The organism is Phaeobacter sp. BS52 (assembly GCF_045040595.1).
Classification (GTDB): Bacteria; Pseudomonadota; Alphaproteobacteria; order Rhodobacterales; family Rhodobacteraceae; genus Phaeobacter; species Phaeobacter piscinae.
Genome location: NZ_CP090662.1, coordinates 2082505 through 2106943, shown reverse-complemented (window position 1 = coordinate 2106943; position 24439 = coordinate 2082505). Strand labels below are relative to the sequence as shown.

18 protein-coding genes, 1 tRNA gene and 4 pseudogenes are annotated in these 24439 nt (G+C 59.5%); 15 read left to right on the top strand and 8 right to left on the bottom strand.

Annotated features, from left to right (window positions below):
- Window positions 1-435: 435 nt before the first annotated feature.
- Window positions 436-921, bottom strand: a complete 486-nt coding sequence (locus L0Z65_RS10245) for a DUF2244 domain-containing protein (RefSeq protein WP_096870704.1) — start codon at window positions 919-921, stop codon at window positions 436-438.
- A 144-nt stretch (window positions 922-1065) separates the two neighbouring features.
- Window positions 1066-2739: a cytochrome c oxidase subunit I gene (gene ctaD, locus L0Z65_RS10240; RefSeq protein ID WP_014873767.1), complete on the bottom strand. Its 1674-nt coding sequence runs from the start codon at window positions 2737-2739 to the stop codon at window positions 1066-1068.
- Between the two features lie 328 nt (window positions 2740-3067).
- Between ctaD and L0Z65_RS10235 the strand changes: the two genes are divergently transcribed.
- Window positions 3068-3493: an HIT family protein gene (locus L0Z65_RS10235; protein WP_405107336.1), complete on the top strand. Its 426-nt coding sequence runs from the start codon at window positions 3068-3070 to the stop codon at window positions 3491-3493.
- A gap of 414 nt (window positions 3494-3907) precedes the next feature.
- Window positions 3908-5830, top strand: coding sequence for an alpha/beta fold hydrolase (locus L0Z65_RS10230; RefSeq protein WP_405107333.1), 1923 nt, complete (start codon window positions 3908-3910; stop codon window positions 5828-5830).
- Between the two features lie 32 nt (window positions 5831-5862).
- Here L0Z65_RS10230 and lipB read toward each other — a convergent pair whose 3' ends face one another.
- Window positions 5863-6534: a lipoyl(octanoyl) transferase LipB gene (gene lipB, locus L0Z65_RS10225; protein WP_405107330.1), complete on the bottom strand. Its 672-nt coding sequence runs from the start codon at window positions 6532-6534 to the stop codon at window positions 5863-5865.
- Between the two features lie 123 nt (window positions 6535-6657).
- Between lipB and L0Z65_RS10220 the strand changes: the two genes are divergently transcribed.
- Window positions 6658-8325, top strand: coding sequence for a peptidoglycan-binding domain-containing protein (locus tag L0Z65_RS10220; protein ID WP_405107327.1), 1668 nt, complete (start codon window positions 6658-6660; stop codon window positions 8323-8325).
- Between the two features lie 155 nt (window positions 8326-8480).
- Window positions 8481-8567 (top strand) — tRNA-Leu (locus L0Z65_RS10215).
- Window positions 8568-9149: 582 nt separating this feature from the next.
- Here L0Z65_RS10215 and L0Z65_RS10210 read toward each other — a convergent pair.
- Window positions 9150-11448 (bottom strand): annotated as a pseudogene (locus L0Z65_RS10210) (adenosylcobalamin-dependent ribonucleoside-diphosphate reductase).
- Between the two features lie 186 nt (window positions 11449-11634).
- Here L0Z65_RS10210 and L0Z65_RS10205 point away from each other — a divergent pair.
- A complete protein-coding gene (locus L0Z65_RS10205) occupies window positions 11635-12066 on the top strand; it encodes a DUF1489 family protein (protein WP_040172343.1) in 432 nt (143 codons plus the stop codon).
- 91 nt (window positions 12067-12157) lie between these two features.
- Here L0Z65_RS10205 and L0Z65_RS10200 read toward each other — a convergent pair whose 3' ends face one another.
- Window positions 12158-12475, bottom strand: a complete 318-nt coding sequence (locus L0Z65_RS10200; RefSeq protein WP_405107324.1) for a DUF1244 domain-containing protein — start codon at window positions 12473-12475, stop codon at window positions 12158-12160.
- Between the two features lie 256 nt (window positions 12476-12731).
- Between L0Z65_RS10200 and pyk the strand changes: the two are divergent.
- From pyk to pheT, 7 genes and pseudogenes are all read left to right on the top strand, one after another.
- A pseudogene (gene pyk / locus L0Z65_RS10195) lies at window positions 12732-14179 on the top strand (pyruvate kinase).
- A gap of 35 nt (window positions 14180-14214) precedes the next feature.
- On the top strand, window positions 14215-14436 hold the full coding sequence (locus L0Z65_RS10190; RefSeq protein ID WP_014879316.1) for a hypothetical protein: 222 nt from the start codon (window positions 14215-14217) through the stop codon (window positions 14434-14436).
- 188 nt (window positions 14437-14624) lie between these two features.
- Window positions 14625-14826 (top strand): annotated as a pseudogene (rpmI, locus tag L0Z65_RS10185) (50S ribosomal protein L35).
- A 15-nt stretch (window positions 14827-14841) separates the two neighbouring features.
- The gene (rplT, locus tag L0Z65_RS10180; RefSeq protein WP_014873789.1) at window positions 14842-15207 is read left to right on the top strand and encodes a 50S ribosomal protein L20; all 366 of its coding nucleotides are present in this window, start codon (window positions 14842-14844) and stop codon (window positions 15205-15207) included.
- 235 nt (window positions 15208-15442) lie between these two features.
- Window positions 15443-16517, top strand: a pseudogene (gene pheS, locus L0Z65_RS10175) (phenylalanine--tRNA ligase subunit alpha).
- 249 nt (window positions 16518-16766) lie between these two features.
- Complete coding sequence (locus tag L0Z65_RS10170; RefSeq protein ID WP_096870710.1) at window positions 16767-17585, top strand: PHB depolymerase family esterase; 819 nt, start codon at window positions 16767-16769, stop codon at window positions 17583-17585.
- An 89-nt stretch (window positions 17586-17674) separates the two neighbouring features.
- Window positions 17675-20071 (top strand): phenylalanine--tRNA ligase subunit beta, encoded by a 2397-nt coding sequence (pheT, locus tag L0Z65_RS10165; protein WP_405107319.1) that lies wholly within the window; start codon window positions 17675-17677, stop codon window positions 20069-20071.
- 71 nt (window positions 20072-20142) lie between these two features.
- Here the strand turns inward: pheT and L0Z65_RS10160 are convergent, their stop codons facing one another.
- Window positions 20143-21021, bottom strand: a complete 879-nt coding sequence (locus tag L0Z65_RS10160; RefSeq protein WP_405107316.1) for a LysR family transcriptional regulator — start codon at window positions 21019-21021, stop codon at window positions 20143-20145.
- Between the two features lie 87 nt (window positions 21022-21108).
- On the opposite strand from L0Z65_RS10160, the gene L0Z65_RS10155 reads away from it, so the two are divergent.
- From L0Z65_RS10155 to L0Z65_RS10145, 3 genes are all read left to right on the top strand, one after another.
- Entirely contained in the window at window positions 21109-21744 is a 636-nt protein-coding gene (locus L0Z65_RS10155) for a class I SAM-dependent methyltransferase (RefSeq protein ID WP_405107313.1), read from the top strand.
- Between the two features lie 164 nt (window positions 21745-21908).
- Window positions 21909-22358, top strand: coding sequence for a YtoQ family protein (locus L0Z65_RS10150; RefSeq protein WP_040181546.1), 450 nt, complete (start codon window positions 21909-21911; stop codon window positions 22356-22358).
- The gene (locus L0Z65_RS10145; RefSeq protein ID WP_405107309.1) at window positions 22355-22882 is read left to right on the top strand and encodes a GNAT family N-acetyltransferase; all 528 of its coding nucleotides are present in this window, start codon (window positions 22355-22357) and stop codon (window positions 22880-22882) included. Before L0Z65_RS10150 ends, L0Z65_RS10145 begins: the two co-directional genes overlap by 4 nt.
- Window positions 22883-22935: 53 nt before the next feature.
- Here L0Z65_RS10145 and L0Z65_RS10140 read toward each other — a convergent pair whose 3' ends face one another.
- Both L0Z65_RS10140 and mscL read right to left on the bottom strand, forming a co-directional pair.
- Window positions 22936-23742, bottom strand: a complete 807-nt coding sequence (locus L0Z65_RS10140; protein WP_024098148.1) for a mechanosensitive ion channel family protein — start codon at window positions 23740-23742, stop codon at window positions 22936-22938.
- 128 nt (window positions 23743-23870) lie between these two features.
- Window positions 23871-24305, bottom strand: coding sequence for a large conductance mechanosensitive channel protein MscL (gene mscL / locus L0Z65_RS10135; protein WP_096707193.1), 435 nt, complete (start codon window positions 24303-24305; stop codon window positions 23871-23873).
- Window positions 24306-24439 lie beyond the last annotated feature (134 nt).

Here is a 24439-nt window from a genome sequence, read left to right as displayed (position 1 = left end):
GCGCTGACAGGTACGGCCAGGATCACCAGGGGGCAGGCGGCGGTTTCCGCAAGTGAGCCAAACCGGAGAGATGGGTGGCGTGGCCCCTCATCGGTCTGTACCGGATCATAGACGCAGATTGGCACCAGGGGTGACAGCTGACGGGCGATTAACTGCCCAAATGCGCCAAAGCCAATGAGGCCAACACGGGAGAATAGAGGAGGTTGGGGCATTGAAATCGGGCTCCGGTCTGTGCCGCGATGCCGATGGAAAGGATGGGAGATGATGTCTCAGACCGCCGGATCGCGGCGGGGTAAACATCAAGAAATGAGAATGCGTCCGCCGTTATGGAAACAGCGGATAATAGACGGTCGAAAAGATCAGGCTCGCATTGGTCATAAGTCAGCCATAGCCGGGCTGGGCGTCTATGTCAAAGGGCAGCACGTCAAGGGGGCGTCATGCCTTGCGAAAGGCTGTCTGTAGTTCGTCATAGAGTGCCTTGCGCTCATCCTCTGACAGGAAGGCACCAATTTCGACCTCGCGACCGCTGCCGCGCAGGGTGACATAGTTGGGCACCGGGCCATCATCGGTGTGCAGCTCGACCTTGGTCCAATAGCGATTGCAGCTCCAATTCTGGCGCGCGCCTGTTGGATTGATACGCTCCAGATGCGCTTCGCTGGGGTCCAGCGTCAGCACCTCCAGCACGTGGCGGTCGCGGCGGCTGCGGTCCAGCGCCCATTTGACGGCAAAAAGCGTGGCCGTCACAAAGGGCAGAACCCCCCAGAGAGCAGCGCTGCCAAGGAGCGGGATCATCGGAATGGTGATCAGCGCGGCGAGTACGCCGAGAAAACGCACATACCCCTCCGGTGGCAGCGATTGATGCGGCCAAAGATGCAGCTCCTGATAGCTGTCGGTCCGGGCGGTGGTCCATTGGTAAGGCATGGCGTGAATTTAGCGTCTCGGCGAAGGCTGTCCAGCACTCTGGCGGCAGACAGGGTCAGAGATGTGCCAAGACGTGCTGATACAAAGAAGAAGGCCCCGAAGCGGGTGCTTCGGGGCCTGTCTGTGTTTCAACTCATCTGCACCTTAGTGCGAATGGGAGCGATCCCAGTCTTCCTGCTTGGGCAGGATTTCGAAGGTATGCTCCGGCGGCGGAGAGGGCAGGGTCCACTCCAGCGTGTCGGCATATTCGTTCCAGTAGTTGTTCTGGGTGATACGAGCGCCACGCAGCAGCGAATAGATCACAACACCAAAGAACAGCAGGAAGGAGGCAAAGGAGAGGAACGCGCCATAAGACGAGATCTTGTTCCAGTAGGCGAACCCTTCCGGATAGTCGATGTAACGACGCGGCATGCCCTGACGACCCAGGAAGTGCTGGGGGAAGAAGGTCAGGTTGGCGCCGATGAAGAACATCCAGAAGTGGATCTGGGCGCCCAGCTCGTTGTACTGACGACCGGTCATCTTGCCGAAGTAGAAATAGATGCCGGAGAAGATCGCGAACACTGCGCCCAAGCTCATCACGTAGTGGAAGTGTGCAACCACGTAGTAGGTGTCGTGATATGCACGGTCCACAGAGGCCTGCGACAGAACCACACCGGTCACACCACCAACGGTGAACAGGAACAGGAAGCCGAAGGCGAACATCATGGGGGCTTTGAACTCAATGGAGCCGCCCCACATGGTGGCGATCCAGGAGAACACCTTCACACCGGTGGGAACCGCGATGACCATTGTGGCCAGCATGAAGTAGGCCTGCTGGTTCAGCGACATGCCGACGGTGTACATGTGGTGCGCCCAAACGACGAAGCCCAGAACACCAATCGCGATGATCGCCCAGACCATCGGCAGGTAGCCAAAGACCGGCTTGCGCGCGAAGGTCGCGATCACGTGGGAGATGATGCCAAAGCCCGGCAGGATCACGATGTACACTTCCGGGTGGCCAAAGAACCACAGGATGTGCTGGTACAGGATCGGGTCGCCGCCGCCGGCAGGATCAAAGAAGGTGAAGCCGAAGTTGCGGTCCATCAGCAGCATGGTGATCGCGCCCGCCAGAACCGGCAGGGACAAGAGGATCAGCCAGGAGGTGACGAAGATCGACCAGCTGAACAGCGGCACCTTGAACAGGGTCATGCCCGGCGCGCGCATGTTCAGGAAGGTGGTGATCATGTTGATCGCACCCAGGATCGAAGACGCACCAGAGACGTGAACGGCGAAGATCGCCAGGTCCATGGAGAAGCCGCCTTCGTTGGTGGACAACGGCGGGTAAAGAACCCAGCCAACACCGGAACCAGCCTGATCATTGCCGCCAGGTGCCAGAACCGACGCAACCGCCAGCGAGGTGCCTGCGACATACATCCAGAACGACAGGTTGTTCATCCGCGGGAACGCCATGTCCGGCGCGCCGATCTGCAGCGGCATGAAGTAGTTGCCAAACCCGCCGAACAGCGCGGGAATAACCACGAAGAACATCATCAGGATGCCGTGGCCAGTGATCAGAACGTTCCAGAGGTGCCCGTTGGGGGTACATTCCGCAGACGCATCTGCAAAAAGACGTGCGCCTTCGAGGCACATGTACTGAACGCCGGGATCCATCAGTTCAAGCCGCATGTAAACGGTGAACGCGACGGAGATGAAACCAACGATCGCCGAAACGATCAGGTAGAGAATGCCGATATCCTTATGGTTCGTGCTCATGAACCAGCGGGTAAAGAAACCGCGCTCGTCTTCGTGGCCGTGACCATGAATGGCTGCATCTGCCATTAAGGTGCCTCCTGTTGCATAACGATAGGCCCAAAAAACCGTATAGGTGGGCCTAGAACTCATCTTGCGTTTTAGTTCGCCCGCAACAGGCCTTCAATGGTGGAGTTTGATATGGATCAAGAATAATTGTCGCGGGCAGTCCCGTTTCGGGCTGCGCGGACTCCCGACGGGTGTCACGGTCGAGGGCGGGACCTCGCTTTGGCGCCCGCCGAATTCAACGCCAATACCGCAAAGCGATACTGTTTTGTCAATCAAGATGCCGTGGCGTGCTTGACCCTGATCGCCGGGGGCGCGAAAGTCCGTCCGACGACCTCACGGAGTGCAGATAGTGGCGCAATACGATCCAAACAATATCTTCGCGAAAATTCTGCGCGGAGAGCTTCCCTCCTACAAAGTGTATGAGGATGAGGCGACCTTCGTCTTCATGGATATCATGCCGCGATCTGACGGTCATATGCTGGTCGTCCCCAAGACGCCGTGCCGCAATCTGCTGGATGCCTCGGCTGAGCAACTGGCCGCCGTGATGGCCACGGCGCAGAAGATGAGCCACGTTGCGATGCGCGCGTTCGATGCGCAAGGGGTCACGGTACAGCAGTTCAATGAGGCTGAAGGCGGACAGGAGGTTTTCCATCTCCATTTTCACATCCTTCCGCGCCGCGGTGGCGACACGGTGCGGCCGCCCGGCATTATGGCCGATCCCAACATCCTGTCTGCACATGCTGAGAAAATGCGCGCGGCACTTGCCGCTGAGTGAGGGGGACGCAGGGTAGCCCAACAGGTGGCGCCCTGTGGTTGAGACACCATTGGCTGGTCGGGGTCGCAGGTTATTCTACCCTGGCGCGAAAAAAAAGGATTGATATGTGTGGCCCGTTTATCCTAGGGTCGCCGAAATTTTCACGAAGTCCTTAAAACATTGGGGTTTGACCGCGTCGGTGAAGACACGGAGCGCATGGTTTGCGCGCTCCGGTGCTGACGGGGTTTAGGTATGGGGAATACCTACAGCAGCCGCTGCTGAAGCGTCGGGCCATTGAGAGATGTACCCGCAGGCGAGGCAGGGTGACGGCCCTGATTGAGGTCAGGGCTGATTGTGTTCACACCGCGGGTGTTTGTACGCTGCGGGTTTGCAAAGTGACGGGCGTTTGCCTGTGTATGTTGCTGAGGAGGGGCCGTGGGTAGGACGGCAGAGGATAGCGGCGATTCAGATGGTTTGTCGGACGAAACGGTGGCAGCCGCTGTGTATGCCTCGGTTCTGGGTACAGCCAATGCCGAGGCCTGGCGCGACCGGTTGAACCGGGCCGGTTATGATGATGTTTCCGATCTGGCCTCCCGGTCTGCGATTGGTTCGGGCCATGCCAGCAGGCAGACTGCGGCTAGGGCGGGCTGGAATGGCCCTGCGACGCAGGCGGGTGACATAGATCTCAACTCTGTTCTTTTGGCGGAGGGGGAGGGAATGGGCCCTGTGCTGATCGGGCGTCACTTCGACCGGGCAATCTACCTCAGAAGCCGACTGGCAGCAGCGCAGAATCATGGCTGTTGGCCAGAACTTCAGACCGTGCTTCCTTGCGGTGATCGCAACTGGGCGCTGATATCGCACGAGGCCGAGGTTTTGGCCGCAGGGGGCGACTGGCCTGGCAGCGGGCGGGTCACCGAGCCGTTTATGTCCAACAAGTTGCAGATCACGGATGCTGACCTGCCAAAATGGCATCACCTGTTCGACGCTGGTGCGCGGCGCCCTGCGCTTGTGCTGTTACGGGCTGCCGGGGGGCATCTGCTGATGTGTCAGCCGCTTGGGGGACGCGCGGTTTTCTCCAACATGGCGGAGGGTGATGTCGGCGCTGATCAAATCGGCTTGAGGCACACGGATCTGTCACGGCGATCCCGCAGCACGGCAGATCTGGCCGCGCCTGCATTTTTGGTGGAGCAGGTGCGGACCGCCTGGTCGGACACGGCGGCAACCCTGATCGCAAAGCGGTTTGGATTCGATCCGCAGGAGATGTCGCTGCTGCGGCGTTTGCTGACCGGTGACAACTGGGTCGAATTGCGGATAGGCACGGGGGGGCAGCGTGGTCCTGAACTGGCTGTTCTGGGCAGGATGCTGACCAAGACAGCCGCACCGAGCTGCCCGGAAATGCTGCGATTTCTGGCATATCTGATTGCCCAGACGGTCGAGGACTACGAAATCGCGGCAGGGGTCGCATCGCCGCCGCAAAAACGGCTTTCTTTGCCTTGCGGGCTAAGCTCGCGCTATCTGCGTTTTGGCGCGGCCCGTGGGCAGGCGGTGATCTTTGTGCACGGCATCTTCGACGGTATCGCCGGGGTGCAGCGGTTGCAGCCCATGCTGCGTGCGCGCGGCTTGCAGGTGTTGGCGCCGTTGCGCTGTGGATACGGCGCGTCGGACCGATTGCCGCGCCAGGCCGATCCTGTTGATCTGTTCATCACGCAGCTTGAGGCGCTGATTGATACCGAGGGGTTGGAGCGGCCTATCCTGCTTGGACATCGCAGTGGCTGCATGTTTACCGCCGCTGCAGGGCGCCGACTGCGGGACCGTCTGGGCGGGGTTATTGGCGTTGGCGCGACGCTGCCGCTGCCCAGTATGGGGCAGGCGGGCGCTTTGCGTGGGCATCAACGTGCCATGGCGCTCAGCGCGGTTCATGCCAGGGCAGTATTGCCGTTGGTGGTGCGCAGCTGGTCCCGGTCGGTGCGTCAGAAAGGGTCGCAGGTCTTGGTCTCGCGCCAGATTGCAAAAGACAGCGCTGATCGGAGATTGCTGGCGGATCCCGAACTGAGCGCTGTGCTGGAGCAGAGCCACAGGATGATGATGCAACATGGGCGCGGCGGATATGAGACGGATCTGCGGCTGGCGGCGCGCCCGCGTGAGACACGCCACAGCGCCAAAGCGGCGCCGACCATCTACCTGCATGGCGGTGAGGATACCGTGACCCCTGCGGAACGGTTGCAGGCAGCGCTTGGCCCCGGCAGTGCGGATCTGCAGATCCGGATCAGCAAACGGGCCGGGACCATGCTGCTTTATGCGCAGCCGGAACTGGTGTTCGCAGCAATTGAGGATTTGCGGCAGCGCATCCCCTCGTAAGTGCGAGCTTACCGTCGGTCTTCGACGCTGGCCTAATCCGTGGGGCAGGTGTCTGTTGTGGCGAAGGCCACATCGAAGCACTGTTTCAGCGCGACATCGACGTCGGTCATGGTCACCGGCAGGCCCAGATCCACCAGGCTGGTGACGCCAAACTCTGTGATGCCACAGGGCACGATGCCGTCAAAATGGCTGAGATCGGGTTCGACATTGATGGAGATGCCGTGAAAGCTGACCCATTTGCGCAGGCGGATACCAATGGCCGCGATCTTGTCCTCGGTCTTTTCACCATTGGCACGCAGGGGTTTGTCATCACGTTCGACCCACACACCAACCCGACCATCGCGGATACGACCGGTCACGTTGAAGCGATCAAGCGCCAGGATCACCCAACGTTCCAGCTGGCGCACGAAGCACCGCACATCCCGGCCACGTTTGGCCACATCCAGCATGACATAGATCACGCGCTGCCCCGGCCCGTGATAGGTATATTGCCCGCCGCGCTTGCTCGGATAGACAGGAAAGCGATCAGGATCTGTCAGGTCTTTGGGCTGCGCTGAGGTGCCTGCGGTGTAAAGCGGAGGATGTTCAACCAGCCAGATGCACTCCTCTTGGGTTCCGGCGGCAATCCCGGCGGCGCGGTCTTCCATGAAGGCGACGGCCTCGTCATAGCCGGTAAGGCCTGAGGTGGTGATCCATTCAACCATCGACGGTGTCCTTTGTTACGACTTTTGTAACCAGTATAGCGCGGCGCGCCGAATTTTCTGGCCTGCTTGCCGCGTGGTGCGCTACCGTGATTGCATGTTTTCATCAATAGGGGGGCGCGTAATATGTTCTCAAAATCACTTAAAACGACATTAGCCGCATCAGTTCTGGCAACCTCAGGGGCGGCACCCGCCGTTGCCGATAACCTTGGCGCGGCGCTGGTCGGCAGTATCATCGGCGGTGTGATCGTCAACGAGGCGCATAAGAACCGCGCGCGCAAACAACCGGTTACGCGCAAACGCACTTATTCACCGGCGCGTGTCCAAAACCGTGAAACGCAGACTGCACTCAATTATTTCGGCTTCCCGGCGGGCTCTCCCGACGGTGTGATGGGCCGCAAATCCCGCGCCGCCGTCGCACAATATCAGGGCCATCTGGGCTTCCCTGCGACGGGCCAATTGACCCAATATGAACGCGATTTTCTGGTGTCATCCTACAGCCGGGCGCAAATCGGCGGCCCGCAGGTGATCAAGGCGATGCAGGGGCCGAATGGTGTGCGCGGTCTTCTGCGCACTTGGCGAGATGAGGCCACGGGCACCCGCAGTGCCAGCGCTGGCGGCTATGGCAGCTACGGGGGATTGCCCTTCGAGGTCAGCGAGGCGGTCGATGAAATCGCCGCCAGCGCTGATCCCAGCGCCGAGCAATTGTTGCAGCGATCCGGATTTATGCAGCTGGCAGATCTGAATGGGGACGGCAAGAACGACTATATGATCGACACCTCGGTGTCGGGCAGTTCCTTCTGGTGCGGGGCGTCGCATTGCTCTGTCATGGTGTTTGCCTCAACCCCGCAGGGGTATCAGCGCAATGACTTCATGGCGCGCGGGGTCACTACGGCGAATTTTTCCTGCCATCAGGGCGTCTGCCGAATGAGCGATGACCCAGCGCCCGGCACGGTCCAAGCTGGCGCGCCAACGCCGGCACCAGCACCAGGTGATAGCGTGGGCGGTACGGTGCTCGCCTCTGCACCGCAGGCCGTGGCACCTGCGCCATCGCCTGCTCCTGCGGCTGGTGGTCTCGTGGCGCTTCAGCTGTTCCAGCAACCGGCACCAGCGGCCAATACGGCCTCGCTGACCAGCCATTGCAGCAAAGTCAGCCTGCTCACCAGCTCCAACGGCGGCTATATGACGGTGTCCAATCTGCGCGATCCCGAATTGGCGCTGGGTGAGCAGTTCTGCCTGACACGCTCTTACGCAATCAACTCCGGCGAAGCGCTTGTCGCCAAGGTGCAGGGTGTGAGCCAGGCGCAAGTCGACAGTCAATGCGACGCCTTTGGTCCGGTGGTGCAGCCCTATCTGGCCAAGCTGGGGAGCACAGGCAGCGACACGCTGGTCTCCGATCTGCAGAAATTCGTCTTGCAGTCGAATATGTCGATCGAACAGCTCTCCAATACGGCGGGCATTTGCCTGTTTTCCGGATATCGCCGGGACAATATGGAGGTGGCCCTCGGCGCGGCCTTGATCATGGTGGGTGTCGGGCAACGTCCCTACGCCGAGTTGATCGGTCATCATCTGGCGCAGGGCTTCGGTGTGGCAAAATCACCGGAACAGGCACAGGGCTGGTACCAGACAGCTATTGCAGCCCTGGAGGCGGGGGCCGACCCTGCCTTCGCTCCGGGTCAGCCGGAACGTCTGGCACTGATCAAGGCGGCCTCTGCCGGGCTGACTGGTGGGCTGGCGCAGCCGGTTCCGGCCGCTAGCACGGCAGCCGCGTTGCCAAGCTTCTCGACAGACTGAGAAATCTGACGACCAATCAGGCTTGTAGACAGGGGCGGGAGCATCTTCCCGCCCCATATTTTTGGCGACTGCCGAAAACCCTGCGAAATGATCATTTTGCATCTTCACAACTCCGCCATGCTCGTCTATACGCCGCTACACCAAGTCAAGACAGTGCGGTCGTGGCGGAATTGGTAGACGCGCAGCGTTGAGGTCGCTGTGGGGTAACACCCGTGGAAGTTCGAGTCTTCTCGACCGCACCAACTTGTGAGACTAAGATTTTGATTTCCTTCGATATCATTCGACTGAAGGAAACTGAGGTTTTACACGTAAAACACACAATTAGCCGGAACGATACCTTCTAGTACAACAGAAGGGCTCCTAATGATTCCGTTCACAACTACGGTCCAAGCATTCGTCTAAGTCGGGGTCTTGGCCCGAGCGTGCTGCAGTCGCTGCGGAGCGTTTGATCTGCATTTTGGATCAATCTTTCGTTTCCGGGCAAAAGTTGAGTTTGGAAAAGACCTTAGAAGCGACGGAGCTACAGACTTGGCTTCTGTCACGGGCGCGCCGCGCCAAGATAAGCGGGCTGATGAGTGTTAATAGCTCCGTGGCCCAGTGAGCTCTTCGAAGTATTTCGTGCACAAATCCATACCTCGGGACGGCTGACATCCGACGGATCGCGCCATGGCATTTGCGCCATTTATCAACATTCGCAAGCAACCGGAAACAAAAAAACCACCGAAAGCCAGGCTCTCGGTGGTCATTTGATCTGTGCCGAGAGGTCAAAAAGCTCCCGGATAGCCTTGTTATGCTATGCTAAATTACAAGCAGAAACCGATTGCTCAGCCGCATTTGGAGTGGCCGCAGCTGCGGCAAGTCATGCAGCCTTCGACCATTTGCAGGTCATACTGGCCACAGCTTGGGCAGGGTTTGCCGCGTGGGGCGTTGAGGGAGACCACCTCCGCTTTTGGATCTGATTTCAGACCCATCCCTTCGCCTTCGAGAAAACCGGTGGCAACCATATGTGTTTCGATCACGCCGCCGATCGCTGCGAGAATGGAGGGGATGTATTTTCCCTGCACCCAAGCCCCGCCGCGGGGATCAAAGACCGCTTTCAGCTCTTCCACGACAAAGGACACGTCACCGCCACGGCGGAACACGGCTGAGATCATCCGGGTCAGGGCCAGCGTCCAGGCGTAGTGCTCCATGTTTTTGGAGTTGATGAACACCTCAAACGGGCGGCGGTGGCCGTTGATGATAATGTCGTTGATGGTGAGGTAGATCGCGTGCTCGCTGTCCGGCCACTTCAGCTTGTAGGTGTGACCTTCCAGCGATTGCGGGCGGTCCAGCGGCTCTGACATATAGACCACTTCTGCCGCACCGGACTCGCTGATATCGGCCTCATGGGGGGCATCGGCGGTTTCACCTGGTGCCGTGTCTGCGCTTTCACTCACGGAGAGCACAGAGCCGGTCACGTCATTCGGGCGGTAGGTGGTGCAGCCTTTGCAGCCCAGATCCCAGGCCTGCATGTAGACATCCTTGAAACTGTCAAAGGAGATGTCTTCGGGGCAGTTGATGGTCTTGGAGATGGATGAGTCGATCCATTTCTGCGCCGCAGCCTGCATTTTGACGTGCTCGGACGGGGAAAGCGTCTGGGCGTTGACGAAATAGTCGGGCAGCTCTTTGTCGCCGAATTTGTCGCGCCACATCTGTACGGCGTAGTCCACGACCTCTTCCTCGGTGCGGCTGCCGTCTTTTTGCAGAACCTTACGCGTGTAGGCATAGGCAAAGACCGGTTCGATACCGGAGGACACATTGCCCGCGTAAAGCGAGATGGTGCCGGTGGGGGCGATGGAGGTCAGCAGTGCGTTGCGGATGCCATGCTCGCGGATGGCGTCGCGCACGTCTTCATCCATGTCCATCATCGTGCCTGATGCCAGGTAGGCGTCCGCATCGAACAACGGGAAGGCGCCTTTTTCCTTGGCAAGATCCACCGACGCCAGATAGGCCGCGCGGGCGATCGCGTGCAGCCAGTCTTCGGTCTGACGCGCGGCCTCGTCCGAGCCATAGCGCAGGCCAAGCATCAGCAGGGCGTCGGCCAGACCCGTCACGCCAAGGCCGATGCGGCGCTTGTTCTGGGCCTCCTGTGCCTGTGCGTCCAGCGGGAATTTGGAGACGTCGACGACATTGTCCATCATCCGCACTGCAGTTGCGACCAGGTTCTTCAGCCCCTCGGGGTCCAGTTCGGACTCCTTCTCGAACGGGTTTTTGACCAGGCGCGCCAGGTTGATGGAGCCAAGCAGGCAGGCGCCATAGGGGGGCAGGGGCTGTTCACCGCAGGGATTGGTGGCCGCGATCTGTTCCACGTAGGACAGGTTGTTGGCCTTGTTGATGCGGTCGATAAAGATCACACCCGGTTCGGCATAGTCATAGGTGGCCTGCATGATCTTGTTCCACAGATCGCGCGCTTGCACGGTCTGGTAGATCTTGCCGTCAAAGATCAATTCCCATGAGCCATCAGCCTTGACCGCTTCCATGAAAGGATCAGTGACCAGAACCGACATATTGAACATGCGCAGGCGGGCCGGATCGGATTTGGCGGTGATGAAGGCTTCGATATCGGGGTGATCGCAACGCATTGTCGCCATCATCGCACCGCGGCGGGAGCCTGCGGACATGATGGTGCGGCACATTGCGTCCCAGACGTCCATGAAGGACAGCGGCCCGGAGGCGTCTGCGGCGACGCCTTTTACATCTGCGCCGCGCGGGCGAATGGTGGAGAAATCATAACCAATGCCACCACCCTGCTGCATGGTCAGCGCGGCCTCTTTCAGCATGTCGAAAATCCCCGACATGCTGTCCGGCACTGTGCCCATGACGAAGCAGTTGAACAGGGTTACCTGCCGCGCGGTGCCGAGCACCTGCGGTGATGCGGCCAGCGGGCAGATACTGGAAATCCTCAAGCGCACCATAGAATTTGTCTTCCCAGGTCTTGGGGTCGCTCTCCGCCCGCGCCAGATCGCGTGCGATGCGGCGCCAGCTGTCCTCAACTGTCTGGTCGATGGGGGTGCCATCGGCCTGTTTGAAACGGTACTTCATGTCCCAGATCTGTTCGGCAATCGGGGCGGCAAAACGGCTCATATGGCGAATCCCTATGGTCGGTCGTGGCTAAGGTGGCGGCCTGCCTACACCAGCCGCGCGACAATCCTCAACGCTGAAATCACATTGAGGCGTAAATTTGTCCTCATCATACCACAACACCTTGTCGATCTGCCAGTCTGACCTACAATATAGGGTTCATACTCTGGACGACTCTGTGGGCATCTTGTGGATAACTATATCAATCTTGTGAAACTTTCTGTTGGGACTGAAACCGTTGACGGGCTGGCGGCCTGGCAGGCGGAGTACCGCAAGCAACTGCCTGAGGGGTTGCCGCGCCATGTCACGCGGATGTGGCCCAAGCGTGAGGCGGAGATCCTCAATGGCGGGTCGATCTACTGGGTGATCAAGGGGCAAATCCAATGCCGCCAACGGATTTTGCGATTGGATGAGGTGATTGGTGGCGACGGTGTCCGGCGCTGTGCCATTGTTTTGGAGCCGGAGATTCACCGGACCCAAGTGGCGCTGCGTCGTCCGTTCCAAGGATGGCGCTACCTGAAGCCGGAGGATACGCCGCCAGACTTGCCTAAGGGGCGAACGGCAGAAAAGCCATTGCCGCCTGAGCTGTCACAGGCGCTTGCCGAGATCGGGGTGATCTGAGCAAGCGGGTTTTGTACCTGCGAGAACGCTAAGGCCCCGATGGGGCCTCTGTCTGGGCGTCAGGTCTGATCTTTGAGGGTAGGCTGACCGGTTATGAGCGTTCTTTGCCGACGTTTTCTTCAAACGCGGTATTGAAGGCGGCTTGTTTTTCTGCAGAGGCGTCGCTCTGATAGGTCGTCTTCCACTCATCCATGGTCATGCCGTAGAAGATTTCGCGGGCTTCCGATTTGCCCATCTCGATGCCGCGCTCATTGGCCGCTTCCTGATACCAGCGCGACAGGCAGTTGCGGCAGAAACCGGCGAGGTTCATCATATCGATGTTCTGAACGTCGGTGCGATCTTCCATCAGATGCTGTCGCAACCTGCGAAAAGCGGCGGCTTCGAGTTCGATCTGGGTTTGCTTGTCCATGTCGGGCTCCATCTGTGAAAACACCCGATTGACTAACAGCTGCGCCTGGACTGGGCAACTGATGACAGGGCGGGCAAGGGGGATAGATCAATCGGCGGGTCGCTGGGGTGCTCGAAAACTACGCGCCATATGTCATCTGTCCGTCGTCATTTGGTGATGAAGCGTTAGGGGAGTTGCGGCAAAATGGGATTTAGGCGATAAGCGCCGCAGCAATGTTTGCGATAACACCGTTCCAGCCGATGAAGAGGATGACCCCATGAGAAGATCGCGCAATGTAAAGATTGTTGCCACCCTTGGGCTTGAGCATCCGAAACCTATGAGACCATTCGCGCGCTGCATGAAGCGGGCGCAGATGTGTTTCGCCTGAACATGTCCCATGGCAGCCACGAGGAAATCGCGGCGAAACATGCGATCATCCGCAAGGTCGAGGCCGATCTGGACAGCTCGATCGCCATTCTCGCCGACCTTCAGGGGCCGAAGCTGCGGGTAGGTGTGTTTGCCAGTGGTTCAGAAGAACTGGTTGAGGGCGCGTCCTTCCGTCTGGACCTGGACGAGGCCGAAGGTGACGTAAACCGGGTCTGCCTGCCGCATCCTGAAATCTTCGAGGCGCTGCAGGCTGGCGCTCATCTTCTGGTCAACGATGGAAAGATCCGCCTCAAGGTTGAGACCTGCGGCAATGATTTTGCCAATTGCACTGTGACCACCGGTGGAACCATTTCAAATCGTAAGGGCGTGAACGTCCCCGATGTGGTGCTGCCGCTGGCGGCGCTCTCGGAGAAGGATCGCGGCGATCTGGAATTTGTCTGCGGGCTGGGCGTTGACTGGCTGGCGCTCTCCTTTGTGCAGCGCGCGAAGGATGTTTATGAGGCCCGTGGGCTGGCTGATGGCCGCGCGGCGGTGCTGTCGAAAATCGAAAAACCAGCCGCCGTCGACAACTTCGACGAAATTCTGGATGCCTCCGACGGGATTATGGTTGCACGTGGTGATCTGGGCGTTGAGTTGCCTGTCTCTGCCGTGCCGCCGATCCAGAAACGTCTGGTGCGCCGCTGCCGTGCGGCCGCAAAACCTGTGATCGTGGCCACCCAGATGCTGGAAAGCATGATCGAAAGCCCGATGCCGACCCGTGCAGAGGTCTCCGACGTGGCCACCGCGATCTATGAAGGCGCAGACGCCATCATGCTCTCTGCTGAATCAGCGGCGGGCCAGTATCCGATCGAGGCTGTGCAAACGATGGACAACGTCGCGACAGAGGTGGAGGTCGATCCGACCTATGTGCAGATCATTGCGGCATCACGTTCTGCCAAGGGCGATACCGTTGCGGACGCCATCGTCGCGGCTGCCCGCGAGATTGCGGAGAAGACCGAGATCAAGGCGATTTGTTGTTATACCCAGAGCGGCACCACCGCGCTGTTGACGGCGCGTGAGCGTCCCGGTGTGCCGATCATAGCGCTTACACCATTGGCGCGCACCGCCCGCCGCCTGGCGCTGAGCTGGGGATGCAACTGTGTTGTGACCACAGATCAGGACCGGTTTAAAGGCGCTGTTGTTGGCGCTGCCCGCGCCGCGCGGTCTGGTGGGTTCGCAGGCGAGACGGATCAGATCGTTGTCACCGCCGGTGTGCCGTTCAATGTTCCGGGCACCACCAACATCCTGCGCGTGGCACCCTGTGATGAACGTTTGATCTACAGCACCGACCCGGAGTAACCTAAGCGCGTCTTACCTGAATGAGGACGCGCAGCATGGATACGGATCTGGCACTGGTGCTTGGGCTCTTGCTCGCCTTTTTGGCAATCCCCGCTCTTTTGTCTGCCGCAAGCGACCGCCGCACCCCCAGGGTGTCGGCGGTTTTCCTTGTCCTGGCGGTTGGTCTGCTCCTATATGCGTTCAGCACCAAATCCGGGGGCTACCAGGTCGATGATATCCCTAAGGCAATTTTCCGGGTGATTGGCCGATTTACCTGACCGTCGCGGCGGGGGGATTGTCGCAGCGGGTCCCGTCAGGCCTGAATATGAAATCTTGGTGTTTCAGATGAAGAATCCGCTTGCCCTTATGGCCCGGCTTGCGTAAACGGCACCCCTGTTCGCGTGGCTAAGCCCAGAGTGGCATGCCGAGTCGCGCATAGACCGAACCCGCATTGAAGGAGACGGAAATGCCCAAAATGAAGACAAAATCGAGCGCCAAAAAGCGCTTCAAAGTGACCGCGACCGGCAAGGTCCTCGCAGGTCAGGCTAGGCAAGCGCCACGGCATGATCAAGCGGACCCGCAAGTTCATCCGCGACGCCCGCGGCACCACTACCCTGTCGGCACCCGACGCAAAGATCGTCAAGGGCTTCATGCCCTACGACCGCTAAGAGGAGATCTGAGATATGTCCCGCGTTAAAGGTGGTACCACAACTCACGCCCGTCACAAGAAAGTCATCAAGGCCGCAAAAGGCTATTATGGCCGCCGCAAGAATACCTTTAAGGTAGCGCGTCAGGCCGTTGACAAGGCAAACCAATACGCAACTCGCGACCGTAAGAACCGCAAGCGGAATTTCCGCGCGCTGTGGATCCAGCGGATCAACGCAGCTGTGCGTAGCCACGACGAGGCTCTGACATACTCCCGCTTCATCAACGGCCTGACCCTGGCCGGTATTGAAGTGGACCGCAAAGTGCTGGCCGATCTGGCTGTCCACGAACCCGAAGCTTTCGGTGCGATCGTGAAGCAAGCACAGAGCGCCCTGGCTGCCTAAGTTCAGGCACAGGATCAATTCAAGCGGGCCGTTCTGGAAAGAGCGGCCCGTTTTGCATGTCGCGCCCCTATTTGCCTGTATTCGTCCGATCTGTGGCGTCGCGGCAGGCGTTGGGTGCGCGTGGGGGGCTGCCGGATTGCCGCGATTGCGTTCAGATTGGCTGCGAGCCGGTGCAAATGCTTGCTTTCAGCCTCTGCTGTGATAGCAGAGCGGCAGCATTATTCAGGGGACCGTCATGGACGATCTTAAAGCAAAATATCTCGGGCAGATCGCCGATGCTGCCGATGAGAACGCGCTGGAGGCCATCCGGGTCGCAGCTGTTGGCAAAAAAGGCGACGTCAGCCTTAAGATGCGCGAGCTGGGCAAGATGACGCCCGAAGAGCGGCAGGTCGCAGGGCTGGCTCTCAACGCGCTGAAGGACGAGATTAACGCGGCACTGTCTGCGAAAAAAGCAGGGCTTGCGGATGCCGCACTGGACGCGCGCCTGCGGACCGAATGGCTGGATGTCACGCTGCCGACCCGCCCGACCCGCAACGGCACGCTGCATCCGATCAGCCAGGCCAGCGAAGAGCTGACCGCGATATTTGCCGAGCTGGGGTTTTCCGTTGCCGAAGGTCCGCGCATTGACACCGACTGGTACAATTTCGATGCGCTGAACATTCCCGGCCACCATCCGGCCCGCGCCGAGATGGACACCTTCTACATGCACCGCGCGGAAGGCGACAACCGCCCTCCGCATGTGCTGCGCACACACACGTCGCCGGTGCAGATCCGGTCGATGGAGAAGATGGGCGCGCCGCTGCGCATCATCTGTCCGGGTGGTGTGTACCGTGCCGACTATGACCAGACCCACACGCCGATGTTTCATCAGGTCGAAGGCCTCGCCCTCGATAAGGACATCTCGATGGCCAACCTGAAGTGGGTGCTGGAAGAGTTCGTAAAATCCTACTTCGAGGTGGACAGCGTCGACCTGCGGTTCCGGGCCTCGCATTTCCCCTTCACCGAGCCGTCGGCAGAGGTTGATATTCGCTGCTCCTGGAAAGATGGCACGCTGAAGATCGGGGAGGGCGATGACTGGCTTGAGATCCTCGGCTCCGGCATGGTGCACCCCAAGGTGATTGCGGCTAAGCGGTATTGACCCCGATGTCTATCAGGGCTTTGCCTTTGGCATGGGCATCGACCGGATTGCGATGCTGAAATACGGCATCCCCGATCTGCGCGCCTTCTTCGACAGCGACCTGCGCTGGTTGCGCCACTATGGGTTCCAATGCCTGGACGTGCCGACGCTGCACGGTGGTTTGAGCCGCTAAGATTTGAACAATTTAGATCGCGCATCGCCCACCTATCGAAGGTGGGCGTTTTGCGTTTTTGGGTACATCCCCCGGTCTTCAGGCCGGGCAGGGCATACGGTCTTTCGGTAGAAAGAACGGGGGCCTACAATAAAAGTGGGCGCAGCCGCGCCTGCTAAGGGAGCGAGCACGAGTGCGAACGTTCCCGCTCTCTTCACCCCCACAAATATGTGACGTGACAAGGCGCTAACGTTGGTTAGTGTCGGGAAAATGATGCGATTTGTTCTGCCCCTTGCTGCTGTCCTGACTGCCACCTCTGCCCTCTCGATGGGGCCATGGAAGGGCAATGCTGCCCCTTGCGGCGCAGATGTGGCCTGTGCGTTGGGCGAACGGTCTTATCACGTTCTGGAGCCGGAGGGCTGGGACGGCGTCTCGCCTCTACCGGTTTTGCTGCATTTTCACGGATGGTCCCGGACGGGCAAACATGCGCAACGCTCTGACAGGGTGGGGGCCTCGGCAACGCGGCGGGGGGTCCTGCTGGTGACACCCAACGGTCGCGGCAAGAGCTGGAACTTCTGGACTGCAGGCACCGAAGATGTGCCTTTTGCCGATGCGGTGCTGGCCGATGTGAACAAGCGCTATCCCGTCGATCAGAAGAAGGTCTATGTGTCCGGCTACTCCTACGGATCCGCAATGGCCTGGCGCTATGTCTGCCAGAGCGGCGCGGATGTGGCGGCGCTTTTGGCGGTCGCGGGGAGCATCGATCAGACTGAGACCTGTCCGCAGGCCCCTGAGGAGGTGCGTCATGTACATGGTCTTGCCGATCAGGTTATGGATTTTCCGATGGGGCCGGGGGAGGATGTGACCTATCCGGTGGCTCTGTGGCGGCGTGCATTTGGTTGTGAGGGCGCGGGCGCGCCGCAGAAGGACTGGCAGGCGCGCAGCTTTCTGACCTTCTCTCGCACCAGCTGGAGCTGTGCGGGGCACGATGTCACGCTTGATCTGCATCCCGGCGGGCATTTCATTCCACACGGTTGGATCGGGCGGCAGCTGGATGAGCTTTTGGGTCTCACCCCCAGCTATCCTTAGGCTCTGAACCGCGCCAAGGCTTGCACATGGGGGCAATCTTTGTCATTGCCTGCTGCAACATGCATGGCTTGCCATAGGAAACTGGACCGATGAAATTCACTCTTTCTTGGCTGAAAGACCACCTCGAGACCGACGCATCGGTCGAGGAGATCACAGAAACCCTGACCGATCTTGGTCTTGAGGTGGAGGGCGTGTCCAACCCCGCCGACCGGCTCAAGGACTTTACCTTGGGCTATGTGAAACATGCTGAGAAACACCCCGATGCGGACAAGCTGCGAGTGTGTAAGGTCGACACTGACGAAGGCGAGATGCAGATCATCTGCGGTGCGCCGAACGCACGCGAGGGTATCACCGTGGTGGTGTGTAAACCGGGCATGTATATTCCAGGCCTGGATATCACCATCGGTGTTGGCAAGATCCGCGGCGTCGAGAGCTTTGGCATGATGGCCTCCGAGCGGGAGCTGGAGCTGTCGGATGAGCATGACGGCATTATCGAATTGCCCTCGGGAGAGGTTGGGGACCGGTTTGTTGACTGGTTGGCACAGAATGCCCCGGCCAAGGTCGATCCGGTTATCGAAATTGCCATCACTCCGAACCGCCCGGATGCATTGGGTGTGCGCGGCATTGCCCGTGATCTGGCCGCGCGCGGTCTGGGCACGCTGAAACCGCTCACGATTGAGCCGGTTGAGGGCGGTTATGACAGCCCGATCAAGGTGGCGATCGCCGAGGATACATTGGACGGATGCCCGCTGTTCACGGGCCGCCTGATCCGGGGCGTGAAGAACGGTCCAAGCCCGCAGTGGCTGCAGGACCGGCTGAGCGCCATCGGCCTGCGCCCGATCTCGACCTTGGTGGATATCACCAACTACTTCACCTTCGATCAGAACCGTCCACTGCACGTGTTTGATGCAGCAAAAGTGGCTGGCAATCTGCGGGTTCACCGCGCCGCTGGTGACGAGACACTGACAGCGCTGGATGAGAAGGATTACACCCTCTCCGAGGGTCAAATGGTAATTTCTGACGACAATGGCGCAGAAAGCATTGCCGGTATCATGGGCGGGGCTGCGACGGGCTGCACCGAGGAAACCACAGATGTATTTCTGGAGAGTGCTTTCTGGGACCATGTTCAGATCGCGACCACGGGCCGTGCGCTCAAGATCAACTCTGACGCGCGCTACCGGTTTGAACGGGGCGTTGACCCTGAATACACGCGCGAAGGATTGGACCATGCGACCCGCATGATCCTTGATCTATGCGGTGGTGAGCCGTCGAATGTGGTGATCGCCGGGGCCGTGCCAGATCATGCGCGGGCTTATAAGTTGGATCCGGAGCGGGTTCAGTCGCTGGTCGGCATGGATATCCCGGAATCCGAACAACGCCAGACATTGACCCGGCTCGGCTTCCGCCTGGAAGGCAATATGGCCCATGTTCCCAGCTGGCGCCCCGATGTGATGGGGGAGGCCGATCTGGTTGAGGAAGTGGCGCGGATTGCCTCTCTGACAAAGCTGGAAGGCAAGCCTTTGCCGCGGCTCACCGATGGTGTGCCCGCGCCGGTGATGACACCGCAACAACGCCGCCAGCAGATTGCACGTCGGACCTGTGCCAGCCTCGGCTACAATGAGGTGGTGAGCTACACGTTCATCGACAAGGCCTCTGCGGCGCTGTTCGGCGGTGGCGATGATGCCACCATGCTGGCCAATCCGATTTCGTCTGAGATGTCGCATATGCGTCCTGCGCTGCTCCCGGGTCTTTTGCAGGCTGCGGCGCGCAATCAGGCGCGGGGCTTCATGGATCTGGCGCTGTTCGAAGCAGGCCCCGCGTTCCACGGTGGCGAGCCGGGTGAGCAGCATAACCTTATTTCTGGCCTGCTGGTTGGGCGGACCGGTCCCAAGGATGTGCACGGTGCCAGCCGCGCGGTCGACACCTTTGATGCCAAGGCTGATATTGAGGCGGTTCTGGCGGCGATCGGCGCCCCTGCAAAGGTTCAGATCCTGCGCGGGGCACAGTCCTGGTGGCATCCGGGACGGCACGGCAAGATCTGTCTCGGCCCGAAGAAGGTGCTGGGTGTCTTTGGTGAACTGCACCCCAAGGTGCTGAGCGAAATGGGCATCAAAGGGTCCGCCGTGGCCTTTACCATCTGGCCCGATGAGGTGCCGATGCCGCGCAAATCCGGCGCCAACCGGGGTGCATTGGTCCAAAGCGATCTGCAGGCGGTTGAGCGTGACTTTGCCTTTGTCGTGACGGATGATGTCGAGGCGCTGACCTTGGTCAACGCAGCGGCTGGCGCGGATAAGGTCCTGATTGACGATGTGCGTGTGTTCGACGAATTCATCGGTGGCAGTCTGGGGGAGGGCAGAAAATCGCTGGCCATCACCGTGCGGTTGCAACCGACCGACAAGACCCTGACCGAAAAGGACATTGAAGCGGTCAGCGCCAAGATCGTGGCCAAGGTCACAAAGGCGACCGGCGGTACATTGCGCGGATAACAGCGGACTGAGGGCAATTGGTCCGATCTGACCGTATGACTTGGAAAACGCGCCCGGTTTCGGGCGTGTTTTTATATATGGCCGAGGAAGTCAGCAAGCAGATCAAAGACCAACCTGATCCTGCGACTGGTGTGCAACTCCCGATGCGTGGTCAGCCAGATTGGAAAGGTGATCGGATCCAGACCGGGCAGCAGGCGTTCGATCCCGGGCGTTGGATCTGCCACAGCTGTCATCATCGGACAGATGCCAAACCCCTGTTTGACCAACTCCCAGGAGGCAAGGCCGCTGGTGGAACTGATCCGAAAGTTTTGCGCTGTCAGGTGGATGCCGAGTGGGGCCATGAACTCAATCGACCGCTCCAGATCGGCGAAACCCACAAAATCATGACGCGACATCTCTTCGGGTGATTGCGGGCGGCCCCGGCGCTCCAGATAACTGGTGGCAGCGTAGAAATGGGCGTGTGACTCCCTGACCAGACGGGCAATCAGCTCGGGCTGATCCGGGCGCACGTGGCGGATGGCGATATCCGCCTCGCGTCGCATCAGATCGCGAATGTCATTTGCAGCCACCACATCAATCGTCAGCCGTGGCGCGCGTTGTCTCAGCTGGTGGAGGGCTAGCGGCAGCACATAGGCCGACATAACGTCGCTTGCGGTTATTCGGACCGTGCCCTCAATTGCTTGCGCCTGCCCGGTGGCGGCGAGCGACAGTGCCTCCGCGGCGTCTCCCATTTTGCGGCTGTGGCTCAGCAGGTCATGTCCGGCCGAGGTTAGCGCGAGACCGCGCCCCAATCGTTCGAACAGCAGAACTCCGAGGTCTGCCTCAAGCGCTGCAACCTGTCGCGACAGGGTTGGTTGGGTCAGGCCCAGTTTGCGCGCCCCTGCAGACAAAGAGCCTGTCTCAGCGGTCGCCAAAAAGGCGCGAATGTGGTTCCAGTCCGGATCATCCATGCGGAAATGTATAGCACCCTTGCGAATTTCAGCAATTTATTGCTGGTTCCTGTATGGGTAAACCATCCTCATTCAAGGAGAAGACTGATGACAGCCGACGCGCGCTTCTGGAACCGGATAGCCCCAAGATACGCCAAATCAAAGATCAGGGACGAAGCCGCCTATCAATACACATTGGAGCGGACCAGATCCTATCTCACGGCGGCGGATCATGCGTTGGAAATCGGCTGTGGGACCGGGTCGACAGCAATCGCATTGTCAGATGCAGTTGGAAGGATCACCGCAACCGATCTGTCGGATGCCATGCTTGATATTGGCCGCGACAGAGCTGCCGAGGCGGGAGCCGACAATATTCGGTTTGAACAATGCAGCGATGATGGGTTGCCCGCTGGACCGTTTGACGCCGTCATGGCCTTCAACCTGTTGCATCTGGTGCCGGATTTGGACGCCGCGCTTTCGTCGGTTGCCGAGCGCCTGCCCAGTGGCAAGTTATTCATCTCCAAGACGCCCTGTCTGGGTGAGGCACGAGGCAGCTTCAAATATTGGATGTTCTTGACCGTGATCCCGCTTATGCGGCTGGTTGGACAGGCCCCGAGCAACGTGCGTTTCCTCAGCGTGGCAGATCTGGAGGGCGCGGTTGAACAGGCAGGGTTCGAGATCGTTGAGACCGGAAATTATCCTGCGTCCACCCCAGGTCGCTACTTGGTGGCAAGGCGTCGCTGAGCTCGGCGCTGGACGAAGGTCCTCGGCTGGTGAATACTTCGCCTGCTTGCCGACCGGGTTTTCTGTCCGGTTCAATGGCATCCATCAATGAGCGACCTTAGCAGTGAGGCGGATTCGACGGCGTGGCCGCGCCTGCCCGTTGCTGGCGCAGGAAAGGACATTTCGTGACGTTGAGCATATATCTCTCAGGTGAAATTCACACCGATTGGCGCGATCAGATCATCGCCGGAGCCAAGGATCTGGACGTGCAGTTCAGCAGCCCTGTGACCGATCATGACGCCAGCGACGATTGCGGTGTTGCCATTCTGGGGGCGGAGCCGAACAAATTCTGGCATGATCACAAGGGCGCCAAGATCAACGCGATCCGAACCCGCAAGGGGATCGAAGAGGCCGATATCGTCGTGGTGCGATTTGGTGAGAAGTATAAACAGTGGAACGCGGCTTTTGATGCCGGTTATGCGGCAGCCCTTGGTAAGTCGTTGATCGTGCTGTCACAGGATGAGCATCAGCATGCCTTGAAGGAGGTTCACGCAGCCGCACTGGCGGTGGCGAAGGAGCCAGCACAAGTTGTTGAGATCCTGCGCTACGTGCTGAAGGGGAGCCTGCCTGCGTGACAGGACCAACTCTGACGACGGACCGCCTGCGTCTGCGACCGCACCAGCTGGATGATTTCGAGGCGCTGCTGGCGCTGTGGATGGATCCTGTGGTGGTGCGCCACACAATCGGTCGCCCAGCCAGCCGCGAAGAAACCTGGACCCGGTTGTTGCGCTACATCGGTCACTGGCAGGCCCTTGGCTTTGGCTATTGGGCGGTGACGCTGCAAGAGGACGGGCGCTATATCGGGGCGGCAGGGTTTGCGGATTATCACCGTGACATTGATCCACCGATTGGCGCGCTACCGGAGGCCGGTTGGGCCCTGATGCCTGCTGCCCACGGGAAAGGGTTGGCGACAGAGGCTGTTGACCGGATGCATCGATGGGCTGCGGAGGCCACGCAATGGGATCGCACCTGCTGTCTTCTGGACCCTGAAAATGCAGCTTCGGTGAAAGTCGCCAAGAAGCTTGGGTATCAGCCCAGCCACGATGCGCTCTATCGTGAGGAGCCGACTCTGGTGATGACGCGCACGATCACGCGCTGACCGATGTCACGAATAAGCCGCCCCGCAGGCTTGGCGGGGCGGCTGTTGCCGGATCAGGCCTCTTTCTTGATTTCGACGCTATGAGGATAGGGGATTGAGATCCCCTTGTCGTCGAAGGCTTCCTTGACCGCTTGCGTCATTGCGAATTTCAGCTCCCAGTAGTCGGCCGCCTTGCACCACAAGCGCGCTGTCAGATCGACCGAACTGTCGCCGAGATTGGTAACCCGCACCCAAGGCGCAGGATCTGCCATGACGCGCGCATCTGCGTTCGCAAGATCGAGAATGATCTCCTTCGCCGCGTCTGCGCTGTCGCCGTAGTCGATGCCAAAGACCATATCAACGCGACGCGTATCATGCGCCGAGTAGTTGGTGATGATCGCGCCCCAGGCCTGGCCGTTGGGGATAATGATCTGAACATTGTCAGGTGTCACCAGCTCTGTCACGAAGAGGTTGAGATCCACCACTGTTCCCGAGGTGCCCCCAATATCGACGTATTGGCCCAACTTATAGGGGCGGAACATGACCAGCATCACCCCGGCAGCCAGATCGCTCAGTGTGCCCTGCAGGGCCAGGCCAATGGCAAGCGTTGCAGCGCCGAGCATTGCAACCAGGCTGGTGGCTTCGATCCCGAATATGCCCAGAACGGCGACCAGCACGATGGCCAGCAACACCCAACGCACTGCACTGGCGGCAAAGTTGCCGAGTGTTTGGTCAAGGTGCGGGGTGGCGTTGATGCGACGACGTACTGCACCGCTGATCAGGCCGGCTGCAATCCAGCCGACAACCAGTACGACCAGCGCTTTGGCAGCGCTGACGAGCAGGGGCCAAAGGGCACCCAGCTGTTCAATCCATTGTTCCATAGTGTTGTTTGGTCCTTGTCACGATCTCATAGAAATACCCATCACCGACAACAACGGTTGCCGGTGCGTTCGCTGCGGGCATAGTCGGACCCGGCTGGGCTGTCACCCGCAGATCAGATGTCAGCAGATCAACGTTTCAGGGAGTCGCGGATTTCCAACAGCACATCCAGTTCGGTTGGGCCAGCGGGGGCTTCCTCGGCTGGAGCAACGTCTTCCTGCTTGAAGGCGGCGTCTTTGAGGCGGTTGACATAGCGCACGAGCATGAACACCACGAAAGCAATGATAAGGAAATTGATTACGGCCATCAAAAAGGCACCGTGGGCAAAAACGGCGGCTCCGGCTTCTCGTGCCGCCTCAAGGCTGGCGCCTTCAGGGACAGTGCCTGCCAGTACGAGATAAGAATTGGTGAAATCGACGCCGCCGGTAAAGACACCGATGATCGGATTGATCAGGTCGCTGACCATGCTTTTGACGATTGCCGTAAAGGCTGCGCCGATGATGATGCCGACGGCCATGTCCATCACATTGCCCTTGGCAATGAAGTCTTTGAATTCCTGAAGCATGCTACTTGTCCCTGTTAACGAACCACTTTGTTATTGAGCAGCCAACGCGGGTACCCGCGCGCTGTCTGGTGGCAGTCTAGTCCGGTTTTTGCGGCTAGGGCTATTGATTTTGCGTTGTAAATTCGAGGGGTAGG